This is a genomic window from Polaribacter sp. 11A2H (assembly GCF_011379025.1).
Taxonomy (GTDB): domain Bacteria; phylum Bacteroidota; class Bacteroidia; order Flavobacteriales; family Flavobacteriaceae; genus Polaribacter.
Window position 1 is genome coordinate 17160 of sequence record NZ_WTLD01000017.1, and the last position, 26225, is coordinate 43384.

Sequence of the window (26225 nt, forward strand, 5' to 3'; positions counted from 1 at the left end):
TATTTTAAAAAAAACTAACTTAGCAATCCACACATATATCTCATTAATCTGTATTTACACTAATGGAAAATATAAAATACTACACCAAATTAAAAAAATCTAATAAAACTCTTGTAGATTTATTAGCAGATGAATCTGATTTTTCTGAATTACCAAACACTTGGCATGTAGTAGTTGTTGATGTTAAAAACTCAACCAAAGCTGTTGATGAAGGCAAGCATCATCAGATAAACTTAACAGCAACCGGAGCAATAATTTCTGTATTAAACACCATTAGAAAAGAGAAGAAAAACATAGAAATTCCTTATTTTTTTGGTGGAGATGGAGCTACTTTTATTATACCGACGATACTTCTAAATAAAATCACCTTAGTATTAGAAAATTACAGTCTTCATATTAAAAAAAACATCGATTTAATACTTAGAGTTGGACATATTTCTATAACAGAATTATCAGAAAAAAAAGCTTATTTAAAAATAGCAAAACATCAATTAACAGATCAATTAGCAATTCCTATTATTCTTGGAAATGGTTTAAAAAAAGCAGAAGAAATCATTAAAAACACTTTTACTGTAATAGAAGATATTCATTTTAAAAAAGACCTTTTAAACCTAGAAGGAATGGAATGTAGGTGGAAAGAAATAAACCCAAGACAAACCCAAAAAAAAGTTATTTGTTTACTGTTAGATACTGTAAACGAAAATGATCAAAGAGCTATTTATAAAGAGGTACTTACAAAAATGGATACTATTTTAGGCTCCTTTAATAACAGACAACCTATAAAGACAACAAATTTAAAATTAAATTTTAGCATTTCTAAAATATGGGAAGAGATGAAAGTAACTCTTGACAATAAAAACTTAAAATATTTATTAAAAAATTGGTTTAAAACTTTAATTGGTAAGTGGTATTTTAACATGTCTGAAGACGGAAAGCAATACTTAAATCAAATTGGTCAATTATCACACACTTTTATGTTAGACGGTATGATTAATACAATATTTACAGCAGAACAACCTAAAATAGATCTTTTTACAACGTACCTTAATCAATTAGAAAAAGAAAAGAAAATTATTTATGGTATTCATATAACACATGCTTCCGTAATGTCTTGTTACGTGTTAGACAGAAAAACAAAACATGCACACTTTGTAGACGGAACAGAAGGAGGCTACACCTCTGCTGCAAAAATGTTTAAAGTAAAAATGAAAACTTTAAATTAATTTAATTGTTCAATTTTGATTAAAACAAATATTTAGTACTTGTTGATTTTATGAAATCAAAAAACTAACTTTACTTTTAATTTATAATTAATAGAATAAAAAATGCAGAACATATTTATGTTCTTTGCAATTACAAAACAAAATAAAATGGCCCAAGACAATATAAATTTAGCAGTACTTATAGACGGAGACAACATACCGTCTGCTCACGTTAAGGAAATGATGGAAGAAATTGCAAAGTATGGCAACCCAACTATTAAAAGAATTTATGGAGATTGGACGAGTCCGCATTTATCTAAATGGAAAAATTTACTGTTACAAAATGCGATTACTCCTATACAGCAATATGCATATACTACAGGTAAAAACGCTACAGATTCTGCTATGATTATTGATGCGATGGATATTCTTTATTCAGAAAAAGTAAATGGTTTTTGCTTAGTTTCTAGCGATAGCGATTTTACCAAACTAGCTACTAGATTAAGAGAAGCAGGCCAGCAAGTTATTGGTATTGGAGAGAAAAAAACTCCAACACCCTTTATTGTTGCTTGTGATAAATTTATTTATATAGAAATTCTTAGAAAACAAACTGAAAAGAAAGAAAGTGTTAATACTAAAGATAGCGAAAAAGATAGTGTCGATAAAATAACATCAAAAGTTATAAAACTAATATCTACAACAATTGAAGATTTATCGGATGAAGAAGGTTGGGCATTTCTTGGTGACGTAGGAAGTTTACTTCAAAAAAAACAACCCAATTTTGATTCTAGAAATTATGGTTTCGATAAATTAACCCCACTAATTAAGTCTATTGGTAAATTTGATTTAGACCAAAGAGAAAATTCAAAGAGCAGACACAAATTAATTTTTGTAAAAAATAAATAAACCACGATTTATTTAACCAAAAAAAGTCTTCTTTTAAAGTAAAACTACTTTAAAAGAAGACTTTTTTTTTGTTATTATTATACAATAACTAATTATTATACAAACACTTTATTTATCTTTCTTTAAAAAAGACTAATTGCTAATTGAATTCTTGCATATTCTAAAGAAGGATTCCACATTATAGTCGTTGAAACAGGTACGTTGTAATTCCCTAATTCAATTATTTTTGAAGCCGTTAAACCTACGTTTACTAAATTAAAGTTTTCATTTCCATCTCCATATAAATGAGTATCTCCATTTAATGAAAAACCAGCACCTACAAAACCATCTAAATCTACTTTAGATTCTTTTATTAAAGGATAAGATACTTGAACATATGTAGAGTAACGTTGCTCATAATCTAAATTAGAATACTGTGCATCTTTACCTCCAAATAAAAGTACATCGGCTTCCACAGTTAGCGGAAAACTTTCTTTAAACTTGTAAGAAGTTCTTAGATCTAACAAATGACCTGTAGATGTTTTATCATAATCCCAAACATCAGGATTAACAGCACCTCTAGTGTTAAACAAATCCCACAAACCTATAGAAAGTCCGTTTTTAGCATACTGCACATAGTAGTTAATTTCCTTATATGAAGTCCCATCACTTTCATTAGAAAAAGACATTCCTCCCCAAAAACCAGTGGTAAAACTTCCCGATTCATTTAGCTTAAGCTTTACAAAAACAGCAGCCATTGGCTTGTCTGTTATAATTAACCCTCTCCACAGATGATTGGTTTTTAAGTCTACAGAAAAATCAATTGGACTCTCTTTTAACGTTTTTTCTTGAGCAATAGCTATCTGCGCCGCAAATGCAGCTACAAGTATTATTAATACTTTTTTCATTTTATATATTTTTAACTTTTATGGAATAATTTTAAACTAAAGCTACATATAGAAGAGCAGCTAAAACAGACCCAATAACTGGTCCCACAATAGGAATCCAAGAATAACCCCAATCACTACCTCCTTTTACAGGTAAGATTGCATGCATAATTCTAGGTCCTAAATCTCTTGCCGGATTAATTGCATATCCTGTAGTACCTCCTAAAGACAAACCAATTACCCATACTAAAAAAGCAACAGGCACAGCTCCTAAAGATCCTAAACCAACTATGGCTTGGGCATCTGCAGCAATCTCTATACTTGGTCCTGCTAAATAGAATATTACAAAGAGCAATACAAAGGTTCCTATTATTTCGCTAATTAGATTAGAAAAAGTATTTCTAATTGCAGGTCCTGTACAAAAACACGCTAACTTACCTCCCTCATCTTCCGTTACTTTAAAGTGATCTTTATAAAACAACCACACTAAGAAAGCGCCTAACATTGCACCTATAAACTCACCCATAATATATTCTGGAACCAAACTCCAAGAAAGCTTACCTGCTGTAGCCAAACCAATGGTTACAGCTGGGTTTAAATGCGCTCCACTATAAGGCCCTGCAACCACAACACCTACAAACACAGCCAAAGCCCAACCGGTTGTTATAACAATCCATCCAGAATCATTTCCTTTCGTTCCCTTTAATACTACATTAGCTACCACACCATTACCTAATAAAATCATTAACATGGTCCCTAATATTTCTGCTACTAAAATTGACATAATTTAAGTTTTTAAAATTATTAAGTTTTGCTATTCTTCTATCCAGCTTTGTGCGCATTTTACAGCTTTATGCCAATAATGCAACATGTTTTCTACGGTATCCTTATCTGCCTTTGGGTAAAATTCTTTATCGATAACCCATTGTGCATGTATATCATCTACGCTATCCCAAAAACCAACTGCTAAACCTGCTAAATAAGCAGCTCCTAACGCTGTTGTTTCTAAAGTTTTAGGGCGCAAAATTTTAAAACCAAATAAATCTGACTGAATTTGCATTAATAAATCACTTGCAGCTGCACCTCCATCTACTCTTAATTCAATACTTTTTTCTCCAGAATCTGCTTCCATCGCCTTTACAACATCATAAACTTGAAAAGCAATACCTTCTAATGTTGCTCGTGCAATATGAGCATCTGTAGTTCCTCTTGTAACTCCCAAAATAGCACCACGTGCATACTGATCCCAATACGGAGCTCCTAAACCTGTCATTGCTGGAACAAAATAAACACCTCCATTATCGGGTACTGTTTCTGCTAAATGATTTATTCCGGGAGCCGTTTTTACTATTTTTGCTCCATCACGCAACCACTGTATAGCTGCTCCACCAACAAAAACACTTCCTTCTAAAGCATATGTAGTTTTCCCATTAATTCTCCAACCAATTGTTGTTAATAAATTATTTTTAGAATATACTGCTTTCTCACCAGTATTCATTAACAAGAAACAACCTGTACCATAGGTGTTTTTTATCATTCCTGGTTTAGTACACATTTGTCCAAATAAAGCTGCTTGTTGATCTCCTGCAATACCAGCAATAGGAATTTTACTAGAAAACAACGTTGTAGCCGTAGTACCATAAACCTCACTACTTTCTTTAACTGCAGGTAGTATTGCTTTAGGAATATTAAATAATTCTAACAACTCTTCATCCCACTCTAATGAGTGAATATTTAATAACATAGTTCTACTTGCATTAGAAACATCTGTAATAAACATTTTACCTCTTGTTAACTTCCAAACAAGCCAAGTATCTACAGTACCAAAACATAACTTACCAGCTTCTGCTTTTTCTCTTGCTCCCTCAACATTATCAAGAATCCACTTTAATTTTGTTGCAGAGAAATACGCATCTAAAACTAAACCTGTTTTCTTTTTAATCATATCTATATGACCTGCTGCTTTTAATTCATCACAATATTTTGCAGTTCTACGGTCTTGCCATACTATAGCATTATAAATAGGTTCGCTTGTTTCTCGATCCCAAACAATAGTAGTTTCTCTTTGGTTTGTAATTCCAATAGCTGCAATTTCTTGACCAGAAATACCTTCTTGTGCTGTTACCTCTGCTGCTACAGATATCTGTGAAGACCAAATTTCATTCGGACAATGCTCTACCCATCCTGGTTTAGGAAAAATTTGCTCGAATGGTTTTTGAGATGATCTAACAATTTTTCCGTTGTGGTTAAACAGAATAGCTCTTGACGATGTTGTACCTTGATCTAACGCTAAAATTAATTTGTCTTTCATGTTGTTAGTTAATTGTTTTAGTTAAACTTATAATTGCTTACAAAATATAATTAGAGGTCACTTTTTGATAATCTGCTATTTGACTTTTTTGCCAATGAATATCTTTCCCTAATTCTTTTGCCATAATTTCTGCTACTTTTGGTGCCATTTTTAAACTCTCTTTTGCATCTAATAATTGACAACGCGTTCTTCTTGCTAAGAAATCTTCTACAGTTCTAGCCATTTCATTCTGAACAGCCCACACAACTTGCGCTTCAATTACTTTTGATGAAGGCCCCACAAAAGCTTCTAAATTTTTATCTTTTGCCAGTTTTAACATTTTTTCTTCATCAGAACCATAAAAGTAAAAAGGCTTTGTAAAATCTACATTTTCCTTATATCCGTGAATTTTTAAGTTTCTTGTTTTTGTTGGAATGTGTGCCCAACCATGTAGTTTTTCCGATTTATCAACTAAATCTTCACCCATTTTTCTAAAAGTGGTCCATTTACCACCAACCATCGTTAACATACCAGATTCTGAAGTATAAATTTTATGACTTCTAGAAATTTCCTTTGTTTTATCTCCATCCCCTTGCGTAGCTGCTAAAGGACGTAAACCTGCAAATACACTTAATACATCACTCCTCTTTGGTGCTTTTGTTAAATATCTACCAGCTGTTTTTAAAATAAAATCAACCTCCTCTTCTAAAGCAACAGGCTCTAAAGATTCTTCTGCAATAGGCGTATCTGTTGTACCAACAATAACTCTATTATGCCATGGCACTAAAAACAATACTCTACCATCATCTGTTTTAGGAATTGTAATGGCATCATCTCCTGGTAAAAATGATTTATCTAAAATTAAATGAACACCCTGACTTGGCGCTATTGTTTTTTTAGCTCCTGGAGAATCCATTCTTAACACATCATCTGCAAATACTCCTGTCGCATTTACAATTTGCTTCCCTTTAATTTCATGAATCTTACCACTTTCTTCATCAGTAAACGAAACACCCGTTAACTTTCCTGCAGCATCTTTAATTAAATTATTCACGTTACAATAATTTATAACAGTAGCTCCCATTTCTGATGCACTTTGTAACGTATTTATCGCCATACGAGAATCATCAAACTGACCATCAAAATAAACAACTCCTGCAGATATTTTATCTGGATTAATAAGAGAGATACGCTTTAAAGTTTTAGTTTTTGAAATTCTTTTAGATCTACCTAAACTTAATTTCCCTGCTAATAAATCATAAAAAGTTAAACCTACTGTATACAAAATTTCATCATACAAACCATGCGTAGGTATAATAAATGACTGACTCTTAACAATATGAGGCGCATTTCTAAGCATTAAACCTCTTTCTACAACGGCTTCTCTAACCAAACCAACATTTCCTTGAGCCAAATATCTAACACCTCCATGCATTAACTTAGTTGCCTTACTAGATGTTCCTTTTGTAAAATCTGACTTTTCTAACAACACTACAGAGTACCCTCTTGCCGATGCCTCTAAAGCAATACCAATTCCCGTAGCTCCACCTCCAATTATTATGAAATCATACTCCTCAGTATTATTACTTACCTTTTTTATCATTTCATCTCTAATCATAATATCAATTTATTAAACATTTGTTAAAATTCTGATTGTAAATATATAATCAATTTGAAACAAAACGAAACAATATGAAGGTTTTTTTTTATTATTTTAAGTTATTCAGGTTTCACAAGGCTTTACATAGTGTTATAAATGGTAATATTGATCATAAAAAAGGTAATTAAGTATTTTTTTATGTTTCAATAACTTACAAAACGAAACATAAACATCTATTTTTAGTTTATTTACATTCTAAAAGTGACTATATTTGTTTAATAAAATAAAATATGTATATAAACATAGGTGATAGACATAAAATAATACTTGACAAGTTAAAAACGAAAGGTTTTGTTACGGTTCTAGAGTTAAGCGAAGAGTTTAAAGTTTCGGCTGTAACAATAAGAAAGGATTTGAAACATCTTGAAGAATTAAATTTATTATTTCGTTCACACGGAAAAGCAGTTCCTACAAACCCATATACGCAAGAAAAAACAGTTACTGAAAAAGAAAAGATACATAGAAGTGAAAAAACAGGAATAGCTTCTAAAGCAAGCAAATTAATTTTACCAAACGATAGTATAATTCTAGCCTCCGGAACAACCATTACAGAACTTGCTGCACAGATACCCCCTATAAAAGGGTTAACCGTTTTAACAGCTTCTTTAAACGCAGCCTTAATTCTTTCTAAATTAAACGATGTTGAAGTTATTCAAATTGGAGGGCTTATTAGAAAAAGCTCTTCGTCTGTAATTGGTCCATTAGGTGAAAAAATGCTTTCTGAATTTACATGTTCAAAATTATTTTTAGGGGTTGATGGAATTGATCTTGATTTTGGCTTAACCACAACGAGCTCTATGGAAGCATCTATTAATCAAATAATGATAAAATCTGCCCAGAAAATAATAATTCTTGCTGATTCTTCGAAATTTGGAAGAAAAGGTTTTGGAAGAATTTGTGGACTTGAAGAGGTTGATCAAATAATTACAGATTCTGGAATAGAAGACAGCTACAAAAAAGAACTCATAAAATTAGGAATAGAAGTTATAGTTATTGACGTAGATTAATTCTATAAATTAGGATTAAGGTTAATTTAAGCGCAACAGAGAAATAAGTCTTTCCTTTTAAACTCTCTGAATTATAGTTTTAGAAATCAACTACTTTTATACTTATTTCTTATTTAACAAACGATCAAAAACATTACTTCTATTCTGCGTATGCAAAGAATTTTAACTATATTTATTTATGCATATATCATATATTTGTAATTAAATTTAAGAATAAAAAAAAATGAAAAAATTAACACTTGCACTTTTTACATTATTAGCAATTGCTTCTTGTACAAAAGAACATTCTAAAGAATACGTTTCTTTATCAGGTAAATTAGAAAACAATACAGATTCTATTTTAACAATCTCTAATAGAATGGGGATCCTTAAAACAATTACAATTAATAAAGATGGCTCTTTTAAAGATTCTTTAAAAGTACCAAAAGTAGATGTTTATACTTTTCAAACTAGTCCTCAAAAAAGAGCTCCATTATATTTAAAAAATGGATTTGACATTACAGTAAAAGGTAATGCAGAAGAATTTATGAAAAGTTTTAAGTATTCAGGAACTGGATCTTCTAACTCTAATTTTATAGTTGCACAAATAGAACAAAGTGAACATATAGGAAACCCTGCAGATCTTTTTGCTTTAGACCAAGAAGCTTTTGATGCTAAAATAATCTCATTAAAAAAAGATTTTAATAGTCTTTTATCTTCTTATAATGATTTAGATAGTTCTCTAGTTGACATGGCTTCTAAACAAAACGCACAAATGTTTGATTACTTTGAAAAAACATATGTATCAAGTAAAAGTATGGGAAAAGGAAGTGTATCTCCTAAATTTGAAGACTATGTAGATGTTAAAGGAGGAAAAAAATCTTTAGATTCTTTTAAAGGAAAATATGTATATATAGATGTTTGGGCAACTTGGTGTGGACCATGTATTAGAGAAATACCTTCTTTAAAAAGTTTAGAAAAAGAATTTCATAATAAAAACATAGCGTTTTTAAGTATCTCTACTGATGAAGCTAGAAGAAGTGGTGGTTCTTGGGAAGCTGCAGAAAAAAAATGGAGAGATTTTGTAAAAGAAAACGAATTAAAAGGAGTGCAACTTTGGGCTGGACAAGATTTTAGTTTTCAGCAAGCATATCAAATCTCTGGTATTCCAAGATTTATTTTAATTGATCCACAAGGAAACATTGTAGATGCAAATGCACCAAGACCTTCAGATCCTAGACTTAAAACATTATTAGAATCTTTAGATATTTAATATTTATATTCCATAAAAGATATTAGACCACTTTACTTTTAGAATCAAAAACCAAGATTAGTTGTGTTTCTAATACTCTAAAAAAGTTAGTTTAAATATCTCTTGAATTTAGTAAATTCATAAAAAAAGGCGAAATCTACATGTAGATTTCGCCTTTTTTTTATACTTAACAAAAAGAGATTACTCTTTGTAAACTCCCATTGCTGCATATTTATCCATTCTTTTAGAAACTAAATCTACTTTAGTTAAATCTTTTAATTCATCAAAAGCAGCAACAATTTGTTCTTGTACCGCTTTAAAAGCTCCTTCTCTATCAGCATGTGCACCACCTACTGGCTCATCTATAATTCCGTCAATTAATTTTAACCTCTTCATATCTGTACCTGTTAACTTTAAAGCAGCAGCAGCTTGCTCTTTGTACTCCCAACTTCTCCATAAAATAGAAGAACAAGATTCTGGAGAAATAACAGTGTACCAAGTATTTTCCATCATGTATACTCTATCTCCAACTCCAATACCTACAGCACCACCAGAAGCTCCTTCTCCAATAACAACCGTAATAATAGGTGTTTTTAAACGAGTCATTTCAAGAATATTTCTAGCAATTGCTTCTCCTTGCCCACGTTCTTCTGCTTCTAAGCCAGGGTATGCACCAGGCGTGTCTAATAAAGTAACTACAGGAATGCTAAATTTCTCTGCCATTTTCATTAAACGCAATGCTTTTCTGTAACCTTCAGGGTTTGCCATCCCAAAGTTTCTGTATTGACGTGTTTTTGTATTGTATCCTTTTTGTTGACCAATAAACATATAAGATTGATCGCCAATTTTACCTAGCCCACCAATCATGGCTTTGTCGTCTTTTACATTTCTATCTCCATGAAGCTCCATAAAGGTGTCTCCGCAAATAGCTTTAATATAATCTAAAGTATAAGGTCTATTAGGATGCCTAGATAATTGAACTCTTTGCCAAGGCGTTAAGTTCTTATAAATATCTTTCTTCGCTTTATCTAATTTTTTTTCGATTTTCTTACAAGTAGCACTTACATCTACATCACTTTCTTTACCGATAATTTCACACTTATCTAGTTGATCTAAAAGCTCTTTAATAGGCATTTCAAAATCTAAATATTCCATATTGTAATTATTTGATTTTAGTTGTTTGAATAGACAAACATACTATAAAATTAGTTGTTTTTTTTAAAAAGAAGTTACTTTTTTCTAACAGTCTTTGCTTTTAGTTTATTTCTTATCACTGTTTTATTCTTTATAATTCCGTTTAATAAAACTACAAAGAGTACTATAAATGCTCCAAAATAAAATTCTGGATTCATTTTTTCTTTTTCACCAAATATAAGTAATGCTAAAATAATTGCATAAATAGGTTCTAAATTGATGGTTAGCATCACTGTATAAGGCGATATATATTTCATTATTTTAACAGAAGCTATAAATGCATATGCGGTACAAATACTACTTAAAATTAAAAGGTATACCCAGTCTGAATTTGGAATTATAAAAAAAGAGGCAGAGAAACCATTTGTAACTAAAAGATAAATAGTTATAAAAAGTACCCCGAAAACTAACTGATATAATGATATTGTATTCGCAGCATATTCTTTAATAAAAAGACCATTAAGTACAGAAAATAATGCACTTAAAAAAGATGCCATTAATGCGTAGATGATTCCTAATTTATATTGACTTTCAAAATTAAAGATGATATAAAGCCCAAAAATAACAATTAAACCCAACACCATTTCTAATGGATTAATTTTTCTTTTATAGAAAACAGGTTCTATTAAAGCTGCAAAAAATGCACCTGTACTTATAGTTACTAGCGCAACAGAAACATTAGAAACCTTTATGGCTTTAAAAAAAAAGATCCAATGTAGGGCAATAATAACTCCTGTTAGAAAAAACTTTAAAATTCCTTTTTTATCTACTTTAAATGATTTCTTTTTTATAATAAAATACAGCACAATAAAAACTACCGCTAAAGACATTCTATACCAAACTAATGGAACGGCATCTAAACTAATTAATGCACCTAAAATTGCAGTAAACCCCCAAATAAAAACGATAAGGTGTAACTGTAAATAATTGTTTAACTTATTTTCTTGCATTATAGTAGAGATAAATAGCTACGCAGCCAAAAACAATATTAGGCAGCCAAACATAAAGTAGAGAATTAACTCCTGCAACAGCACCTAAAACCTCCGCTATTTTCATTAGAAAAACATACATAAACATAAGCCCAATACCTATAGCTAAATTTACTCCAGTACCACCTCTTCTTTTTCTAAAAGCTAAAGCAACGGCAATAATTGTTAAAATATATGAAGCTATTGGTAAACTTGTTCTTTTATGAAATTCTACCAAGTATGCATTTAAGTTTTTAACACCTCTCTTTTTAGAAACGCCAATAAATCGTAGTAATTCTCCAGAAGGCATTTCTTGTGCTAAAGCAGATTTATAAATTAAATCTCTTGGAGTAAAGTTAAAAGTGGTATCTATTTTAGTCCCAGAAAAAATGCTATCTCTATCCTTAAAAATCTTACGTAATTTCCAATTAGATAAGGTAAAAGTAGAATCTTTATCACTAAACGTTATTCTATCAGAAACTAATTTAGATTTCATTTCTATTCCATCATATACTTCTGATGTAAAATCATAACCAGAATTTACTTCTGTATCAAAATTACGTATAAAGATGTAAGTGCTATCTGTAAGTTGCAAACTAAATTCTCTAACATATTTTAACTCGTGCTTTTGCCTATTATTTTTAATATACTCTCTTTCAAACTTTTTCCTTTCCTTACTACTATTAGGAACCACAAAATGATTCATTCCTAAAGAAATAATGGTAACTAAAGTAGCTCCAAGAAAATAAGGATATAAAAAGCGTGTAAACGAAACTCTTGCGTTTGTAATAGCAATAATTTCTGTATTATTTGATAGTTTAGATGTAAATAAAATTACAGCAATAAATAATGCCAAAGGCATAAAAGTATTGGTATAATAGATGATAAAATTTTTGTAATATTCATCTATAATTTGGTACAATCCTAATTCTGTATGTTCTAAAAAGTTATCAATCTTTTCTGATATATCTATAGCAATAGCAATAGGAATCAAGATTAATAAGGTGAACAAAAAAGTTACCAAAAATCGTTTTAATATGTACCAGTCTATTATTTTCATAAGCCCATCCTAAATCCTTCCCGAAGGGAAGGACTTTTACGAAGTGATTTTTTTTTACTTATTATATTATCTTTTATTCTAATTCTTTCTTAAAACGTTACTATTCTAATTGTAAACTGAGACTGCTCACTGCTTACTTTTTAAAGACGTTTATCCATTTGTTTTACCATCATATCTTTCCACTCTCTAAAGTCTCCTGCTATGATATGTTTTCTTGCTTCACGTGTTAACCAAACATAAAAACCTAAATTATGAATTGAGGCAATCTGCTTTCCTAACATTTCTTTTGCTGCAAATAAATGACGTAAATAGGCTTTAGTATACATGGTATCTACTCCAGTAATTCCCATATCATCTATTGGACTAAAATCTTCTGCCCACTTTTTATTTTTTATATTGATAGAACCGTGTGCTGTAAACAACATACCATTTCTAGCATTTCTAGTTGGCATTACACAATCGAACATATCTATACCCAACGCAATGTTTTCTAAAATGTTAATTGGCGTACCAACTCCCATTAAATATCTTGGTTTGTCTTCTGGTAAAATTTCTGTAACAACCTCTGTCATTGCATACATTTCTTCTGCTGGCTCCCCAACTGAAAGACCTCCAATTGCATTTGCTTGCTGTCCTGAATTTGCAATATATTCTGCAGATTGTCTACGTAAATCTTTATAAGTACTACCTTGTACAATTGGCATAAAAGTTTGCTCGAAACCGTATTTATAAGGCAATTTATCTAAATGGTTAATACATCTATCTAACCATCTATGCGTCATATGCATAGAACGTTTTGCGTAATTATAATCGCAAGGATATGGTGTACATTCATCAAACGCCATAATAATATCTGCACCAATTGTACGTTGCGTTTCCATTACGTTTTCTGGTGTAAAGAAATGCATAGAACCATCTATATGACTCTTAAACTTTACGCCTTCTTCATTAATTTTTCTTCTTCCAGAAAGAGAATATACTTGGTAACCACCAGAATCTGTTAAGATATTACTATCCCAATTCATAAACTTATGTAAACCACCTGCTTTTTCTAAAATATCCATTCCTGGACGTAAGTATAAGTGATAGGTGTTTCCTAAAATTATATCTGGTTTTATGTCGTTTTTTAATTCTGTTTGATGTACTCCTTTTACGGTTCCAACAGTTCCCACTGGCATAAAAATAGGAGTTTCTATTACTCCGTGATCAGTTGTTATTACTCCTGCTCTTGCCTTACTTTTTGGGTCGGTAATTTTTAAGTCGAATTTCAATCGTTTAATTTTTGATGATTTTTGTAACTATAATTAATTACAAAAGTTTAGAACCTATATGATTAATTGATTCTCTCATTTATTTATTTTAAAATAAATTTCCATTTCATTGCCTGCAAAGATACTATTATTTAAGAATTGATAAATAAAATGAACTGTTATAAAAAAGGCAAAAAATTATGGCTTTATTTTGGTTGGCTAAAATGTGCGTTAAGGATTGAAGCGGCATCCTTTTTTTATAATTTTAAGCTTTTGCTTAAAATTATAAAAAAAGATATAGCGTAAAGCCTGACCTGCAAGGTAACGCCCAAAAAAGATTACCAGCGTTTCTTTTTAGAGGAAGCACCAGCGTTATTTCTTTTACTTTTTGGAGATGATTTTCTAAAAGAGGCACTTTTTTTATTGAAATCGTTTTTAGTTGGCGCTGCTTTTTTCTTAGAGACTTGCTTTTTAGGCTTCTCTTTAACTGCAGATGCTTCTTGAGTTTTTGATGAACTAGAAATCATTTTATTAATTTCTTTCATCTCTTCATCTGTTAATTCTCGCCAATCTCCAGATTGTAGATAACCAAGCTCAACATTCATTATTCTAGTACGTTTTAACTTAGTTACTTCGTAATCTAAGTATTCGCACATTCTACGAATTTGGCGGTTTAATCCTTGCGTTAAAATAATTTTAAAAATTTTATCACTTACTTTTTCTACCAAACATTTTTTGGTCATAGTACCTAAAATAGGAATTCCGCTCCCCATTTTATCAATAAAATCATCGGTGATAGATTTGTCTACAGAAACAAAATATTCTTTCTCGTGGTTGTTACCTGCACGTAGAATCTTGTTAACGATGTCTCCATCATTGGTTAAAAAAATTAATCCTTCAGACGGTTTATCTAAACGTCCAATTGGAAATAATCTTTCTGGATAATTTACGTGTTTTACAATGTTATTTGGTTCTCTATCATCGGTGGTAGAAACAATACCTACCGGCTTATTTAGAGCAATATATAACGTAACATTTTTAGGTTCTACTAATCGTCCGTCTAACTTTACAACATCTTTTTTAGCAACTCGATTACCTAATTGAGTTGGTTTACCGTTGATGGTAACTCTACCTTCATTTATAAATTTTTCTGCTTCTCTACGAGAGCACATACCAGATGAGCTGATATATTTATTAAGGTTTGTCGATTTATGATTTGTAGTATCCAAAAGAATATAATTTTTTGCAAAAATACAACATTTCATTAACAAGGAGTTTAAACCCCTTGTTGAAAATAGAATTACAGTGCTATTTACTTAATCTATTCTCTTTTTTTGAAACCATTGCCCTACAAAATTTAGGTTTAAAGTAATTTTATGAAAATTTTCTTGAATTAAATTGCTATCTAAAGTACCTTCTCTACCGTAAGAATAAGAAATATTAAAATTATCATTACTATACTTTTTCATTGGTAAACCTACCCCAAAAGACACAAAATAACTATCTATTTGTTGGTTAGAAATCTTTAAAAAACCTGTATTGTAATTAATACCAGCTCTGTATTTTACGTTAGCCCAATAATTATTTGTTGTTGATGTAGACACATATTCTACACCAAAAGCATAGATAGATTGGTCTGCATAACTTTCGTTATTTTGAGGTTGTGCAGTGTCGCTCCAAAGTAATTTTCGGTAATCTAAACTTGTAGTAATTTTTTTATTGATTACAGAAGTAAGTCCTACTCCGTAGGAAAATGGCAATTCGAAATTTTCTAAATCATTTTCTACATCTTCTTCTATAGTTATTGAGGTTCCGCTAGAAGATGTTTTATAAGAAGTTCTGGTTTGCGATCCTCCTAAAGATGAAGGCAATTCTAACGTAGCGCCAATAGTGTTTTTAAAACCTTTAATTGATGGTAATTTATATTGAAGTCCTGTTTTTAATTTTACGCCTCCGTAATGATTTTGATCACTAATAGAAACCAAAGAACCTGTATACGCTATACTTTCTTGATTGATAGATCCAAAAAGAAAAGCTACATCTACACCCAAAGATAAATTTTTAATCACTTTAAACCCCGTAGATAAATAAAATTTATTTAAACCTCCTTCTCCTGTAATTCTAGTAATATAGGTATCTGCCGAACCTTCAATAGCATTTTCTACATCTATATTATACCCTGTTTTTGTATACGGAAGCAAACCAATACTCATACCCCAACCTTGTTTTATAGGAAACGCAATTGCAAGGTGAGAGATGTTTCCGTTACTACTACTTTCACTTACACTGTTTGTTTGTAAGGTAGAATAGGTACCGTTTAAACCAAATTCATATAAAAATGATTTTGGTAAAATACCACTTAAACTCGCTGGGTTAAATAAATTTATTTCAAACGGATTAGATTGTGCAATACCAGTGTTCCCTAAACCTGTTAAACCACCGGTTGCTGTTTTATTTTCTACACCTAAACCAAATAAAGAATAAGGTGTATTTGTGTTACTTTGGGCAAATAAAGTATGTCCTGAAACTACTAACACTAGTATTAATATCTTTTTTCTCATCTTAATAGTTTAAATATTTTACTGATAATTTTACTTCTCTATTGGTACTTGCGTTATTTTCTATTACTACATTACTTACTTCTTTAGAGAAGTTTTCCGACTGAATCATTAAGGCATAATTTAAATCGGTATCTGAATATAAAATTTGCTCAACAAAACCACTTAAATTAACGTAGTAATAAGTGTCTTCATTAAACTCATCTGTATCTGCTATTAAAATTGCTGAAGCAGTATTGCCGTCTATATCTGTAAGTTGTTGTATAATTCTATTTTTATGATCTACAATATAAACCGACAAGTATTCTGGTAGCGGATTATCATCACTATAACTTCCTTTTAATGGGCTAAAGGTTAATTCGGCACTTAAAGTAGCAGCATTTTCATACAACTCAGAAAGTCTTTTAATAGAAGGCATTTCTATTCTCGCTGAAATTCCTGTTCCAGATTGTGCAAACAATAAATTATCAGTAACAGTGCTTAATTTAATTTCTTCACCATCTTCAAAATCACCTAAAACGGTACTAGACAAATCTGTTTTTATTTCATTAAACTGCTGTCCTGCTGCAGAAATTACAAAATCTATATAATAATCATTATTCTCACTGTCATCATCAATTATAGAATAATACAATCGCATTATAGAATTCCCTGTACCCGTTGTAGTTTGTGCATTAAAACCTAAAACATGACTATTTACAGACGTATCTGGCGCAATTACCAATCCTTTAAAATATTGTAAAAAATCGTCTGTGTTATTAATATCATTGTTTACAATTTTATCAAAAATCTCTTCCCCTAAAATATCATCTATTTTAACAAATAAAGAATCTGTAGATTTATTAGGTCTTGGCGTAAATGAAAGTTGTCCTAAAATAGCAGCATCGTATTCTAACGAAGATGTATTGTAAAAACTAGTAGCATCGTCTTCTGGCTCTACTGTTTCTGTAATTCTATGTAATGTATAGGTCTGTACTTTTGTAGTATCGCCATAATAGTAAGTATCATAATTTAAAATCATCCCTATAGAATCATACACCGCATCTGTACTTATAGAAAAATTAGAAGTTATTAATTCTAAATAAGATTTTGCAGATAAAGTACCTAACTTTTCATCCACTACATTACCTACTAAAATTCTATTAGTGCTAGAAGTTATAATAGAATCTAATTTAAAGGTTCCTGTTTTTATAGAAAACGTATCTAAAACTCTAACTTGAATACTGTTTTCAATAAAATCACTTCCTACTTCATAAGTAGTATCGTCGGTAGCACAAGATGCTAAAAAGACAATACCTATAATACCAAAAATTAAATACCTCATTTTACTTTTTCAAGCAAAAATATTAGTAGAGATATCATTAAAAATCATAAAATATATAAACAGTCTTTTTTTATAGACTTACCACTAAAAAACACCGCTAAACCTTATAATTAACACCTTTTAAGAAAATTAACATTTGGTTTACATGTTTATCTATAAAATACCCTTGTTTGTCTATTTTGTAATGTTACCTATTTATTAGCTTTTAAGTTTGCCCAATAATTAAGCAAATAAATTAAATCTAATGAGAAAAACAAATTTAATACAAAAGAGTAGTATGCTCTTTTTAGCAACATTAATAATGTCTCTATTTTTTATAGGGTGTAGTGATGATGACGATGATGATGAGTACGGAAACTGGGTAGAGAGCTCTACTTTTGATGGTGATTCTAGAGCAAATTCTGTAAGCTTTACCATTGGTACTAAAGGTTATTTAGTAACTGGTTATGATGGTGATGATTATTTAGCTGATACTTGGGAGTATAATTCAGATAGTGATTACTGGGTAAAAAAAGCTACATTTCCTGGTGTAGCCAGAAGTGGTGCTGTTGGTTTTGCTATAAACGGAAAAGGGTATTTAGGTACCGGTTATGATGGTGTAGATAAATTAAATGATTTCTGGGAATATGATCCTACATCAGATACTTGGACTCAAAAAGCAGATTTTGGAGGAACTGCAAGATACGCTGCCATTGGTTTTGCTATTGGTAATGATGGTTATATAGGTACAGGTTATGATGGAAGTGAACAAAAAGATTTTTGGAAATATGATGTTACCTCAGATACCTGGGAACAGTCTGTAGGTTTTGGAGGGCAAAAGCGTCAAGGTGCTTCTGTTTTTACAATTGATGATGTTGCTTATATTGGTTTAGGAATCCATAATAATGCTTACGAAGAAGATTTTTATGCTTTTAATGGAGCTACTTGGACACGATTAACAGATTTAGATGACGATGAAGATGATGATGACGATTATAGCATTCTATTAAGCAGTGGTGCAGCTTTTTCTTTAGACGGAAAAGGATATGTAACTACAGGTATTGCAGGTTCTATAAACACCAATGCTTGGGAATATAGCCCTGCTACAGATACTTGGGAAGAGTTACCTGTATTTGAAGGTTCTGCAAGACAAAATGCATCTACTTTTACTTTTGAAACAAAAGCATTTGTATTAATGGGAAGAAGTGGTACTTATTATTTTGATGATGTTTGGGAGTTTAGACCTTATGAATTAGAAAACGAAGATGATTAATACTCCTCTCTTTTAAAAAAATATTTTAAGATTGAAGATTAAGTTACTATTATAAGTAATTTAATTTTCAATCTTTTTTGTGATAAAAACAACACATTTTTGGGAGAGTTTTAAGAAACGTCTACTATAATTTTGCATTTGTTAAATAATGAAAACATTGAGTCCTTTATTAAAAAAAAATAACACCATAATAATTGTCCATTGTCTTATATGGATTTTCTTTTTGGTAATAACTGCCGTTCAATCTTATGCTAGACTAAGCACAATTCCGAATGCGTTTTATATTTTAAACTTCACTTTTATTGCTGTTTTTTATTTGAATTATTTGGTGTTAATCCCACAATTTTTACTGAATAAAAAAATTATTTTATACATTATTATTTCATTAGGAATTATTATTTCTATAATTTTTTTAATGAAATCTTCCTTAAAATTCTCTTTAAGACCTCCTTTTTCACAAGGCGATTTTAACCCTAATTTTAGAAGATCTAGAGAAAACAACTTCAATTTAAGACCCCCCATTTTACTGCTCTTATTTTTTGCTTTAAGTACCTGTGTAAAGCTAGTTGCAGAATGGTATAAATCTGAAAAAGAACGAACTATTGCCGCTTCTCAAAAAGTAAATTCTGAGTTATCTTTTTTAAAAGCACAATTAAACCCTCATTTTTTATTCAATACATTAAACAGTATTTATTCTTTAGCTAATAAAAAATCTGATGATACAACGGTTGCCATTGTTACCCTATCTGAACTCATGCGATATATGATTTACGAAGCCAATGAAGATTATATTTGCTTAGAAAAAGAAATAGAATACATAAAAAACTATATCTCTTTACAGTTATTACGATTAAAGGATTCTAGCGGTGTAAAAATAAACGTTCATGGAAATTTAAACTATAAAATAGAACCTCTACTACTTATTTCCTTTATAGAAAATGCGTTTAAATACGGAACAGATTATAAAGGAAAAACAGATATTACTATTAAAATATCTACAAATGATGATCAATTACATTTAACTGTTTACAATTTATCATCACTACAAAATGCTTTAAATAAAGACTCTGGTATTGGTTTAGAAAACATACAAAACAGATTGAATTTACTGTACCCAAATGCGCATACTTTAGAGATTTCGAATACTAAAAAATCATTTGAAGTAAACCTAAAAATCAACTTAAAAAAATAAAAAATGAAGTGTATAATTATTGATGATGAACCGCTAGCATTAGAATTATTAGAAGACTTTATTTCTAAAGTTCCGTTTTTAGAATTAGTGGGTTCTTGCTCTAATGGATTTGAAGCAACAACTATTTTACAGTCACAAAAAATAGATTTAATTTTTACTGATATAGAAATGCCCGATTTTTCTGGAATCGATTTTATAAAATCTTTAGACAACAAACCACTATTTATTTTTACAACTGCATACTCTCATTATGCGGTAGAAGGTTTTAACTTAAACGCTATCGATTACTTGGTAAAACCAATTCCTTTTCATCGCTTTTTAAAAGCAGCAACAAGAGCGCAAAGCTTATTAAAGTCTAAAACAGAAGAAGAAACACCTATTGTAAATTTAGAAACAACACCTGAGTTTATTTTTGTGAAATCTGAATATGAGAATTTAAAAATAAACTTAGCAGACATAAAATATATAGAGTCTTTAAAAGATTATATTAAAATTCATACCAATAGAGAAAAACCTATTTTAACACTTAGCAGCCTTAAGAGTTTTGAAGAAAAATTAGGGCGATTAAATTTTATCCGTGTTCATAAATCCTACATTGTTTCAATAAAACATATTTATTCTGTGCAAAGAAATAGAATTATTATTGATAACAATTGGATACCTATTGGGTTAAATTATAGAGACGATTTTATTAAAAAAATTGATAATTAACATTACAATTCTATTGTTCTAAAAGTTAAATTAATTCTAGGTGAATTTACCTTTTTAGTTGGCGGTAATCTGTGCAACCAATTAGTTTGTGTCCCTTTTTTCATAACCAATAAACTCCCTTTTTCTAAAATAATATCTATTCTTTGTTTGTTCTCTTTGTGTTTAAAAGAAAACTTACGATCTGCACCTAAAGATAACGAAGCAATTGCTCCGTTTTTCTTTAGCATTTTTTCTCCGTCGGAATGATACGCCATTCCTTCATCACCAGAATGGTATAAATTTAACAAGCAAGAATTATAGGTTTCGCCACTTTCCTTCTCTACAATTTCTTTAAGTTCTAACAATTCTTTGGTAAAAATGTTTGCAGTTTTTGTTATTTTAGAATAGGTGTACGAATATTCAGACTCTCCATACCAAGCTACTTTTCTTTTAGTACGTATCTTTTTACCAAAAATAATAGCTTCATCATTTTTAAAGTTGATGGTTGCCATTAATTTCTGATAATAAAACTCACATTGTTTTTTATCTAAAATTATTCCGTGATAATTTGTAATACCATCAAAAGGTAAAATATTACGTATAGTTTCTGAAGAAAATAAATCCATAAAATAAAAATACACTTTTAACTTTAATTGATTACTTATAAAAAAACAATAATATATACATGCACAAAAACTTGATGAGACTATTTATTAGAATGCTCATCTACTGCTATCTTACCAGACTAATTTATTTTCATTGTATGATCATATTGGCAACAACCAGGTAAATTTTTGTAAGCTTCTTCGCTTCCTGCTACTTTTTCAGTATCATAACCAACAGCAGCAATTGCATTGTGAATTGACATTGCATCGGTTTTAGGGTTCTCTAAAGAGATCTCTATTTTCTTTTCTTCTACATTCCAAATTGCATTTGACACCCCATCTACAGCATTTGCTGCTTTTTCTATCGTTTTTTTACACATAGCACAGTTTCCTCTAACACCAAAAGAAAGATCTACTTTTGCCATTTTATTAGATATTTCTGTAGTTTCTGTTTTTTGTTTTGTATCATTTTTACAACCTGTAAAAGCTACTGCTGCTATAATAGCTAGACTTAAAATTATTTTTTTCATTGATTTTAATTTAATTATTAATATTTAATTTTTATTTATTCTATTATTTGTTTTACTTCTCCGCAAGTTAGCATGGCACCTCCAAAATAAGGGTTTACTACTTTTTCGTCTTTACTTAACCAATAGGCTCCTTTATTATTATCTGCCATTGGGCAAAATTGATGATACACTTTTTCATTGATTCCAAATATTTCTATAACATTTGCCATGTTAGCTGATAAATGCTTAAAATAGATTCTTTGCATTTTAATAGCATCTGTATTTAAAATCAAATTTGTGGTTGCTTTTATTTCTTTGTGTAAAGGCATCCAATGTTCATGCTCATTTTTACTTTTTAATAGCTTCATATCAACTTTAGATAAATTGTCTAACAACGTTTTTGATATTGCAATTACACGCTTAGTATTGTCTTTTGCTAATGCATCTTTCAATGATATATAATCATTAAAAACCACTTTTAATTGATTTTGAAATTCCTTAGACACTTTTATTCTTTCGTTTTTATTTATAGTTTTTCCTTCAACAGAATCACTCATTTCCATACCAAGATGTCCTTCATGACCTGTCATTGTTTTTTCGCCTTTTTTATTCATCATCGATTTTTTGCCTTGTAATTGCGCCGCTGCATCAACCGTAAAGGTTCCGTTGGTTACAATTTCATCCCCCTTATTTAACCCTTCTAAAACCTGATAATTATTATTTATCTGATTGCCTAAAGTAATTTCTTGCATTTCAAAGATAGCTTCTTTCGGATTCGTTTTCACATACACTACAGAGCGTTTTCCTGTCCATAAAACTGCAGAAGCAGGTATTGTAATTACTTGTTCTTTGCTTCCAGAAATAATGCCTTTAATTTTTCCTTCTACAAACATCCCAGGTTTAAAAATCTCTTTTTTATTATTTAAAACCACCCTTAACTTTACCGTTCTTGTTTGTGTATTTAAAATAGGATCTATAAAATTGACCTTTCCTTTAAAAGTTTTATTCGGATATGCATTTGTAGTTACCACAACATCCTGACCTTTTTTAAATTGACTTATTTGATTCTCATACACATCAAAATTTGCCCAAACGGTATTTAGATTTGAAACCTTAAAAATTGGTTTTCCGTCCATAATATGCGAACCTACATTTATCGCAATTTCCGTAACGACACCAGATACATGCGAGTAAATGGTAAAACTATTTTTCACTTTTCCTGTTTGCTCTACCTCATCTAACTGCGCACCATGAATCATCCAATTTTTAAATTTATTTTTAACAGCATTATATAGTTGTGGCTGAGAAGCTTTTAGTTTATAGGCTGTAATTAATTCTTGTTGAGCCGCAATTAATTCTGGCGAATATATTTGAGCAACGGCTTGTCCTTTGGTAACATGTTCTCCTAACGAATTAACATACAGTTTTTCTACCCTACCATTAAAATGAGCGGGCATGGTTGCGGTTTCATCTTCATTTTCTGTAATTTTTCCTGATAAAATAAAACCAGTATCAACGTCAGAAATAGTATTCCCTACTATTGACGTTTGTATATTGGCTAATGCCATTGCGTTTTCTGAAAGTTTAAATTGATCTGCCATTAACCCTTCTGCACTACTTTCTGCCGGAATTAAATCCATTCCACAAATAGGACAATCGCCTGCTTCTGGTTGCATAATTTGTGGATGCATAGAGCACGTCCACATTTGGTTTGTTTCTGCTACAGCATTATGCTTGTGTATTTCTTCTGTTTTTGATGATCCTCCAAAAAGCATCCAGCCTAAAAGTAATCCAACAGCTATTAAACCTATATAAACACTATATTTTTTCATAAGTTTCTTTGTTTTTAAAACCTACAAGGAAGCTTCCTTTGTCAGCAATACCTTGCAGGTTAATTATCTTATTATTTATATTTTAATATTTCTTAAACGTAAGGCATTTGCAATTACTGTAACCGAACTAAAGCTCATAGCCAAAGCAGCAATCATAGGAGATAACAAAATTCCGAAAAAAGGAAACAAAACTCCTGCTGCAACTGGTATGCCTAACGTGTTATAGAACAGCGCGAAAAATAAGTTTTGCTTAATGTTTTTCATAACAGCTTCACTTAAATGTTGCGCTTTTACAATACCATGTAAATCTCCTTTTACCAAAGTAATCATAGCGCTTTCTATAGCGACATCTGTACCCGTTCCCATGGCAATACCAACATCACTTTTTGCGAGTGCAGGTGCGTCATTAATTCCGTCTCCAGCCATTGCAACTACTTTTCCTTGCTCTTGTAATTTTGTTACTTCTTGCAATTTATTTTCAGGCAACATACTTGCTTTAAAATCGGTAAGATTCAATTCGGTAGCTACGGCTTGTGCGGTATCAAAATTATCTCCCGTTAACATTATTACCGAAACGCCTCTATCTTGAAGCGCTTTTATAGCTTTTGCACTTGTTGCTTTAATTTTATCACCAATAACTACATAACCAACAACTTTTTTATCTATTGATAAAAAGGAAGCCGTTTTCCCTTGTTTCTGATACGCTTTAGCTTCTTCCTCCATTTTAGGAGTGATTTCAGCATTGGCATAATTCATCATTTTAGGATTTCCTAAAGCTACTTTTTTACCGTTTATTATCGCTTCCACACCTTTTCCTGTAACAGCACTAAATTCTTCCGATTTTAAAACTTCCGTATTTTGCTCTTTACCATATTTTACAGTGGCTTCGGCTAAAGGATGTTCACTGTTACTATTTAAAGACACAATGAATTGCAACACTTCCTTGTCACTTAAAACAGCATTAAACGCAGCAGCTTTTTCTACGGTTGGCTTTCCTTCGGTAATGGTTCCGGTTTTATCAATAATTAAAGTATCTACTTTAGCCATTCTTTCTAAAGCTTCTGCATTTTTAACCAAGACACCGTTTTGTGCTCCTTTACCAACACCAACCATTATAGACATTGGCGTTGCTAAACCTAATGCACAAGGACACGCAATAATTAATACGGCAATGGCATTTACAAAAGCATATACATACACAGGTTCTGGTCCATAAATAGCCCAAACAGCAAATGTTATTAAAGAAATAAGCACCACCACAGGCACAAAATAACCAGAAACTTTGTTTGCTAAATTCTGAATTGGAGCACGACTTCTACTTGCATCATTCACCATTTTAATAATTTGAGAGAGTAACGTATCGCTGCCAATTTTCTCTGCTTTCATTAAAAAAACTTGATTGCCATTAATAGTACCTCCACTTACTTTATCGCCTTTAGATCTGTCTACCGGAAGCGGTTCTCCAGAAATCATCGATTCATCAATTGTTGTATTTCCTTCGGTTATAACACCATCAACAGGAATTTTATCACCAGGTTTTGCTTTTAAAATATCATGTAATTCAATTTTATCAATAGTAACTTCTACATCTTCTCCGTCTACTATTTTTATCGCTTTATTAGGTGCTAATTTTAAGAGTTCTTTTACGGCTGAATTCGTTTTTCCATGTGCACGCGCTTCTAATAATTGCCCTAAAAGCACCAATGTTAAAATAACGGTTGCTGCTTCAAAATAAACATGCACAGCACCTGAATCTGTTTTAAATTGAGCAGGAAAAACATCTGGAAAAAATAGTCCGAATACCGAAAATAACCAAGATACACCTGCACCAATCCCGATAAGTGTAAACATATTTAAATTCCATGTTTTTATACTTCTATACGCACGTTCAAAGAACATCCAAGTGGCATAAAAAACAACCGGAATAGACAGTGCTAACTGAACCCAATTCCAATGTTTTTGTTCCAAAATTGTATATAATGGATTGTTTGGAATCATTTCACTCATGGCAATTAAAAATATTGGCAAGGTAAAAGCAACTGCAATCCAAAACTTTTTTATGATCTTTTGGTATGTTTTTTCTTCTGATGAAAGATCGGGCTTCATAGGCACTAAATCCATTCCGCAAATAGGGCAGTCTCCAGCTTCATCTTTTATAACTTCAGGATGCATTGGGCAAGTCCATTGTTCTGCGGTGTTAATAGAAATGTTTTGTTCTTCTACTAAATCCATTCCACAGACAGGGCAATCTCCTGCCTTATCGTACGTTTTATCGTCTTCACAATGCATCGGACAATAAAATGTACCTGTGCCTTTTCCTTTCGGAAGCTCTTTTTTTACTTCTTTAATATGATGATGTTCTCCCGGTTTGTGAATACTATAGCGGCCACCATCCTTTTTTAAAGCTTCTTGGAAGGTTTTTAATGAAATATGAGAATCCATTTCTATAGTAGCTTCTGCTTTTTCTAAATTAACTGTAGCTTTAGAAACACCTTTAACTTTAGAAAGTGTTTCTTCTACGTGTCCACGACAACCGTTACAAGTCATTCCGTGTATGTGATATGTATGTTTCATTTTGTTAGTTCTTTATAATTTACAAACAAAGGTATCGCTGTTTTAAAAAATAAGT

At 30.9% G+C, this 26225-nt stretch carries 22 protein-coding genes; 7 read left to right on the plus strand and 15 right to left on the minus strand.

The window, feature by feature from the left end:
• Positions 1-62: 62 nt before the first annotated feature.
• Both GQS58_RS15755 and GQS58_RS15760 read left to right on the plus strand, forming a co-directional pair.
• Positions 63-1223 (plus strand): DUF3095 family protein, encoded by a 1161-nt coding sequence (locus GQS58_RS15755; protein ID WP_166387658.1) that lies wholly within the window; start codon positions 63-65, stop codon positions 1221-1223.
• A 147-nt stretch (positions 1224-1370) separates the two neighbouring features.
• Positions 1371-2108 carry an NYN domain-containing protein gene (locus GQS58_RS15760; protein ID WP_166387709.1) on the plus strand — a complete coding sequence of 246 codons (738 nt, stop codon included), beginning with the start codon at positions 1371-1373 and terminating at the stop codon, positions 2106-2108.
• A 122-nt stretch (positions 2109-2230) separates the two neighbouring features.
• Here GQS58_RS15760 and GQS58_RS15765 read toward each other — a convergent pair whose 3' ends face one another.
• From GQS58_RS15765 to GQS58_RS15780, 4 genes are read right to left on the minus strand one after another with little or no spacing between them, the layout of a single operon-like run.
• Positions 2231-2995, minus strand: coding sequence for a hypothetical protein (locus GQS58_RS15765; RefSeq protein WP_166387660.1), 765 nt, complete (start codon positions 2993-2995; stop codon positions 2231-2233).
• A 31-nt stretch (positions 2996-3026) separates the two neighbouring features.
• The gene (locus GQS58_RS15770; RefSeq protein WP_166387662.1) at positions 3027-3758 is read right to left on the minus strand and encodes an MIP/aquaporin family protein; all 732 of its coding nucleotides are present in this window, start codon (positions 3756-3758) and stop codon (positions 3027-3029) included.
• 30 nt (positions 3759-3788) lie between these two features.
• Positions 3789-5285: a glycerol kinase GlpK gene (glpK, locus tag GQS58_RS15775; RefSeq protein WP_166387664.1), complete on the minus strand. Its 1497-nt coding sequence runs from the start codon at positions 5283-5285 to the stop codon at positions 3789-3791.
• A 37-nt stretch (positions 5286-5322) separates the two neighbouring features.
• Entirely contained in the window at positions 5323-6882 is a 1560-nt protein-coding gene (locus GQS58_RS15780) for a glycerol-3-phosphate dehydrogenase/oxidase (RefSeq protein ID WP_166387666.1), read from the minus strand.
• Between the two features lie 272 nt (positions 6883-7154).
• Here GQS58_RS15780 and GQS58_RS15785 point away from each other — a divergent pair, with 272 nt between their 5' ends.
• Together GQS58_RS15785 and GQS58_RS15790 are read left to right on the plus strand one after the other, a co-directional pair.
• Positions 7155-7931, plus strand: a complete 777-nt coding sequence (locus GQS58_RS15785) for a DeoR/GlpR family DNA-binding transcription regulator (RefSeq protein WP_166387668.1) — start codon at positions 7155-7157, stop codon at positions 7929-7931.
• A 223-nt stretch (positions 7932-8154) separates the two neighbouring features.
• Positions 8155-9183 (plus strand): TlpA family protein disulfide reductase, encoded by a 1029-nt coding sequence (locus GQS58_RS15790; protein ID WP_166387670.1) that lies wholly within the window; start codon positions 8155-8157, stop codon positions 9181-9183.
• Between the two features lie 180 nt (positions 9184-9363).
• On the opposite strand, the gene GQS58_RS15795 is transcribed toward GQS58_RS15790, so the two are convergent.
• The 7 genes from GQS58_RS15795 to GQS58_RS15825 all read right to left on the minus strand — a co-directional run bounded on the left by GQS58_RS15795 (position 9364) and on the right by GQS58_RS15825 (position 17516).
• On the minus strand, positions 9364-10317 hold the full coding sequence (locus tag GQS58_RS15795) for an acetyl-CoA carboxylase carboxyltransferase subunit alpha (RefSeq protein ID WP_166387672.1): 954 nt from the start codon (positions 10315-10317) through the stop codon (positions 9364-9366).
• A 74-nt stretch (positions 10318-10391) separates the two neighbouring features.
• A complete protein-coding gene (locus GQS58_RS15800) occupies positions 10392-11306 on the minus strand; it encodes a DMT family transporter (protein WP_166387674.1) in 915 nt (304 codons plus the stop codon).
• Positions 11293-12384: an LptF/LptG family permease gene (locus GQS58_RS15805; RefSeq protein WP_166387676.1), complete on the minus strand. Its 1092-nt coding sequence runs from the start codon at positions 12382-12384 to the stop codon at positions 11293-11295. Before GQS58_RS15805 ends, GQS58_RS15800 begins: the two co-directional genes overlap by 14 nt.
• 140 nt (positions 12385-12524) lie before the next feature.
• Positions 12525-13655: a tRNA guanosine(34) transglycosylase Tgt gene (gene tgt, locus GQS58_RS15810; RefSeq protein ID WP_166387678.1), complete on the minus strand. Its 1131-nt coding sequence runs from the start codon at positions 13653-13655 to the stop codon at positions 12525-12527.
• Positions 13656-13972: 317 nt separating this feature from the next.
• Positions 13973-14863: a 23S rRNA pseudouridine(2604) synthase RluF gene (gene rluF, locus GQS58_RS15815; protein WP_240914641.1), complete on the minus strand. Its 891-nt coding sequence runs from the start codon at positions 14861-14863 to the stop codon at positions 13973-13975.
• Positions 14864-14950: 87 nt separating this feature from the next.
• The gene (locus GQS58_RS15820; RefSeq protein ID WP_166387682.1) at positions 14951-16195 is read right to left on the minus strand and encodes a hypothetical protein; all 1245 of its coding nucleotides are present in this window, start codon (positions 16193-16195) and stop codon (positions 14951-14953) included.
• 1 nt (position 16196) lies between these two features.
• Positions 16197-17516: a DUF4270 family protein gene (locus GQS58_RS15825; protein WP_166387684.1), complete on the minus strand. Its 1320-nt coding sequence runs from the start codon at positions 17514-17516 to the stop codon at positions 16197-16199.
• Positions 17517-17760: 244 nt separating this feature from the next.
• Here GQS58_RS15825 and GQS58_RS15830 point away from each other — a divergent pair, with 244 nt between their 5' ends.
• The 3 genes from GQS58_RS15830 (at position 17761) to GQS58_RS15840 (ending at position 20671) form a co-directional block, all read left to right on the plus strand.
• Positions 17761-18768, plus strand: coding sequence for a Kelch repeat-containing protein (locus tag GQS58_RS15830; RefSeq protein WP_166387686.1), 1008 nt, complete (start codon positions 17761-17763; stop codon positions 18766-18768).
• A 415-nt stretch (positions 18769-19183) separates the two neighbouring features.
• On the plus strand, positions 19184-19960 hold the full coding sequence (locus GQS58_RS15835) for a sensor histidine kinase (protein WP_166387688.1): 777 nt from the start codon (positions 19184-19186) through the stop codon (positions 19958-19960).
• A 3-nt stretch (positions 19961-19963) separates the two neighbouring features.
• Positions 19964-20671 (plus strand): LytR/AlgR family response regulator transcription factor, encoded by a 708-nt coding sequence (locus tag GQS58_RS15840; protein WP_166387691.1) that lies wholly within the window; start codon positions 19964-19966, stop codon positions 20669-20671.
• A 2-nt stretch (positions 20672-20673) separates the two neighbouring features.
• On the opposite strand, the gene GQS58_RS15845 is transcribed toward GQS58_RS15840, so the two are convergent.
• The 4 genes from GQS58_RS15845 to GQS58_RS15860 all read right to left on the minus strand — a co-directional run bounded on the left by GQS58_RS15845 (position 20674) and on the right by GQS58_RS15860 (position 26170).
• A complete protein-coding gene (locus GQS58_RS15845; RefSeq protein WP_166387693.1) occupies positions 20674-21276 on the minus strand; it encodes an alpha-ketoglutarate-dependent dioxygenase AlkB family protein in 603 nt (200 codons plus the stop codon).
• Positions 21277-21395: 119 nt separating this feature from the next.
• Positions 21396-21785, minus strand: a complete 390-nt coding sequence (locus GQS58_RS15850; protein WP_166387695.1) for a heavy-metal-associated domain-containing protein — start codon at positions 21783-21785, stop codon at positions 21396-21398.
• Positions 21786-21820: 35 nt separating this feature from the next.
• The gene (locus tag GQS58_RS15855) at positions 21821-23596 is read right to left on the minus strand and encodes an efflux RND transporter periplasmic adaptor subunit (RefSeq protein WP_166387697.1); all 1776 of its coding nucleotides are present in this window, start codon (positions 23594-23596) and stop codon (positions 21821-21823) included.
• 75 nt (positions 23597-23671) lie between these two features.
• Complete coding sequence (locus GQS58_RS15860) at positions 23672-26170, minus strand: heavy metal translocating P-type ATPase (RefSeq protein WP_166387699.1); 2499 nt, start codon at positions 26168-26170, stop codon at positions 23672-23674.
• Positions 26171-26225 lie beyond the last annotated feature (55 nt).